Raw genomic sequence first — 3,864 nt, 5'->3', positions numbered from 1 at the left:
CTTGGCGGCGGCCGGGTCGAGGTAGGTGCCGCCCAGCGTCAGCGGGCGCAGCTGCGGGTCGAGGTCGTAGCGCAGCGGGATCCCGGTCGGGATGTTGAGCTTGGCGATCGCCTCGTCGGAGATCTGGTCCAGGTGCTTGACCAGGGCGCGCAACGAGTTGCCGTGCGCGGCCACCAGCACCGTCCGGCCGGCCAGGATGTCCGGCACGATCGAGTCGTACCAGTAGGGCAGCATCCGCTCGACGACGTCCTTGAGGCACTCGGTGCGCGGCATCAGCTCGCTCGGCAGCAGCGCGTAGCGCGGGTCGCCCACCTGCGAGAACTCGTCGTCGTCCGCGATCGGCGGCGGCGGCGTGTCGTACGAACGGCGCCAGAGCATGAACTGCTCCTCGCCGTACTCCTCCAGGGTCTGCTTCTTGTTCTTGCCCTGCAGCGCGCCGTAGTGCCGCTCGTTGAGCCGCCACGACCGCCGCACGGCGATCCAGTGCCGGTCGGCGGCGTTGAGCGCCAGCTCGGCGGTGCGGATCGCGCGGCGCATGACGCTGGTGTGCACCACGTCCGGCAGCAGGCTGTGCTCGCGCAGCAGCTCGCCGCCGCGGCGCGCCTCGTTCTCGCCCTTCTCGGTCAGGTCGACGTCGACCCAGCCGGTGAAGAGGTTCTTGGCGTTCCAGTCGCTCTCGCCGTGCCGCAGCAGGACCAGCGTCCCGACGGTGGGCCCCTCGCTCGCAGTCATGCGGATCATCCTGCCGCACCCGGCGCGGGGACACGCGGGCAGTGGTCGTGACGACCACCACGTGGAAAAGGCGATGACCGGAAAACCGGCCCCACACTAGGTTGTAAGGCGCAACAATCAGGACGGTCATTACGCGAGCGGGGGCGCCGACGTGCGGACGATGCGGGGTTGGTTCCGGGACACGACAGGTGGCCTGCCGGTCACCTTCTGGTATCTCTGGGCCGGCACGCTGATCAACCGGCTCGGCTCGTTCGTCCTGGTCTTCCTCGCCATCTACCTGACCCAGGAGCGCGACTTCTCCGCGTCGCAGGCGGGCCTCGTGATCGGCCTGTGGGGGGTCGGCGGCGCGGTCGGCACCACCGTCGGCGGCACCCTGACCGACCGCTGGGGCCGCCGGCCGACCCTGCTCACCGCGCACCTCGGCGCGGCCACCATGATGCTCGCCCTCGGCTTCGCCCGGGAACTCTGGGCGGTGGCGCTCGGCGCGCTGCTGCTCGGCATGTTCGCCGAGGCGGCCCGCCCGGCGTTCGGCGCGATGATGATCGACGTGGTGCCGGAGAAGGACCGGCTGCGCGCCTTCTCGCTGAACTACTGGGCGATCAACCTCGGCTTCGCCTGCGCCGCGGTCCTCGCCGGCCTCGCCGCCGAGGCCGGCTACCTGCTGCTCTTCGTGGTCGACGCGACCACCACCGTGATCACCGCGCTGATCATCTTCGCCAAGGTCGGCGAGACCCGGCGGGCCCCCGCCGTCGGCGCCCGCCACAAGGGCCCCGGGGCGCCGGCCGGGGCGCTGCGCACCATCCTGACCGACCGCGTCTACCTGGGCTTCGTGGCGCTCAACCTCTTCGGCGCGCTGGTCTTCCTCCAGCACATCTCGATGCTGCCGATCGCGATGGGCGACTCCGGCCTGAGCCCCGCCACGTACGGCTCGGTGATCGCGCTCAACGGGGTGCTGATCGTGGTCGGCCAACTCTTCGTACCCCGGCTGATCAAGGGCCGGAGCCGGTCGCACGTGCTCGCCCTCGCTTCCGTGGTGATGGGCGTCGGGTTCGGTCTCACCGCGTTCGCGGACGCGGCCTGGTTCTACGGCCTGACCGTGCTGATCTGGACCGTCGGCGAGATGCTCAACTCGCCGTCCAACGCCACCCTGATCGCCGAACTCTCCCCCGCCGAGCTGCGCGGCCGCTACCAGGGCGTGTTCTCGCTCTCCTGGCAGGTCGCCGGCGCCGTCGCGCCGGTCCTCGGCGGCCTGGTCCGCGAGCAGGCCGGCAACGCCGAGCTCTGGCTCGGCTGCGCGTTGATCGGCGGGCTGATGGCGATCGCCCACCTGGTCTCCGGCCCGGCCCGGGAGCGGCGGGCCGTCGCCCTGCGCGGAGCCACCGAGACCGTCGTGCCGGTGGTGGCGGTCCGACCGCCCGCGCCGGAGGCGGCCGAGGCGGCGGCCACCGCGCCCGCCGAGCCGCTGGTGCCCGGCGCGGAGGCCGGCCCGCCCACCGACCCGCGGCGGACGGCCGAGTCGACCGGCGTGCGGTGAGCCGAGCACCCGGGCGGGCCCGACCCGGAGTGTGGTGATCAGCGACACGCTGGCGCGCCGGACCCGGTATTCCTACGGTCGAGCCTGAACCGTTAACAAACACAACTGTCTGGAGGGACGGGTGCGGGCCCTGCGTCGCTGGCTGGACGACACCGCAGGCGGCCTCCCCGCCACCTTTTGGTACCTCTGGGCCGGCCTGCTGATCAACCGGGCCGGCGCCTTCGCGATGCTCTTCCTGTCGCTCTACCTGACCGACGCGCGCGGCGCGAGCGAGGCGCTGGCGGGCACGGTGGTCGGGGCGTACGGGCTGGGCGGGGCGGGCGGCGTGCTCCTCGGCGGGGTGCTGGCCGACCGGTGGGGACGCCGGGCCACCCTGCTCGCCGCCCACCTGGTCACCGCCGGGCTCATGGTCGCGCTGGCCTTCAGCCGGCACCTGCTGGTGATCGCCGCGCTCGCCGCCCTGGTCGGGGTGGCGCACTCGATGCCCAGCCCCGCCTTCGTCGCGGCGATCGTCGACGTGGTGCCCGAGCGGCGCCGCGCCCGCGCGTTCAACCTCCAGTTCTGGGCGTTCAACCTCGGCATGGCCGTGGCCTCGCTGCTGGCCGGCCTGCTCGCCGAGGCCAGCTTCCTCGCGCTCTTCCTGGTCGACGGCGCCGCCACCCTGGTCGCGGCCCTGGTGATCGCCTGGAAGGTCCCGGAAACGCTTGCGCGGGTGCGGGTCGGCCGGGCGGCAGGTGCCGCCCCGGCGGCGGGACACCGGGAGCGGGCGGCACGGCGGAGAGGGCGTCCGCGCCCGCCCGGGCTGCACACGGCCCTGACGGACCGCACCTTCCTCACCTTCGTGGGCCTGACCTTCGTGCTGGCAGTGCTGACCATGCAGACCTCGACCATCATGCCGCTGGCGATGCGGACGGACGGCCTGCGCCCGTCGGCGTACGGCGCGGTGGTGGCGCTCGGCGGAGTGCTGATCGTGGTGGGGCAGCTCTTCGTGCCGAGGCTGATCGAGCGGCACCGCAAGCACCACGTCCTGGCCGTGTCGACCGTGCTGCTGGCGGCCGGCTTCGCCGTCCTCGCCGTCGCCGACGACCTGGCGGTGTACCTGGCCGCGGCGGTGGTCTGGACGGTCGGCCAGATGCTCGCCGCCCCGCCGAACGCCCAGATCAACGCCGACCTCGCCCCGCCCGAGCTGCGCGCCCGCTACCAGTCGGTGTTCTACCTGGCGTTCCCGGCGGCGTCGTTCGTGGCGCCCACGCTCGGCGGGGTGAGCCTCCAGTACCTCGGGGACGGACACTGGCTCGTCGTCGGCGGGCTGGGGCTGCTGGCGGCCGGCTGCCATCTGCTGACGGGCCCGTCCCGCGACCGCCGGGTGGCCGCCCTCCGTGCCGCCCACACCCGGGCCCACCTCCGGCCCGCGACCCCCGCCCGGGCTCCCGCACCGGCGCGCTGACCCCTACGGGCGACGGTCAGGAAGGCCGGCATCGCCGGGCACCCGGCGAGCGGGCCGCCCGGGGAAAGCAGAGCGCCCATCACGACCACAGGTCGTGATGGGGGCGCGCCCCCTATTAACGGCCGCGGCGGGGGGTAACCCCCCCCCAAAG

The 3,864-nt window shown here is 73.5% G+C and carries 3 protein-coding genes; 2 read left to right on the top strand and 1 reads right to left on the bottom strand.

Annotated elements, in window-relative coordinates; all coding sequences use genetic code 11:
* The coding region (locus AB0L34_RS33140) for a phosphoglyceromutase (RefSeq protein ID WP_363709552.1) at positions 1-732 on the bottom strand (732 nt) is incomplete at its 3' end.
* 151 nt (positions 733-883) lie between these two features.
* On the opposite strand from AB0L34_RS33140, the gene AB0L34_RS33135 reads away from it, so the two are divergent.
* Together AB0L34_RS33135 and AB0L34_RS33130 are read left to right on the top strand one after the other, a co-directional pair.
* Complete coding sequence (locus tag AB0L34_RS33135) at positions 884-2,266, top strand: MFS transporter (protein ID WP_363709550.1); 1,383 nt, start codon at positions 884-886, stop codon at positions 2,264-2,266.
* A 121-nt stretch (positions 2,267-2,387) separates the two neighbouring features.
* The gene (locus AB0L34_RS33130; protein ID WP_363709548.1) at positions 2,388-3,713 is read left to right on the top strand and encodes an MFS transporter; all 1,326 of its coding nucleotides are present in this window, start codon (positions 2,388-2,390) and stop codon (positions 3,711-3,713) included.
* The last annotated feature ends 151 nt before the right edge of the window (positions 3,714-3,864 follow it).

The organism is Micromonospora sp. NPDC052213 (assembly GCF_040679695.1).
Classification (GTDB): domain Bacteria; phylum Actinomycetota; class Actinomycetes; order Mycobacteriales; family Micromonosporaceae; genus Micromonospora.
The sequence above is the reverse complement of the archived record's forward strand: the minus strand, read 5'-3'. Positions and strand labels throughout refer to the sequence as shown.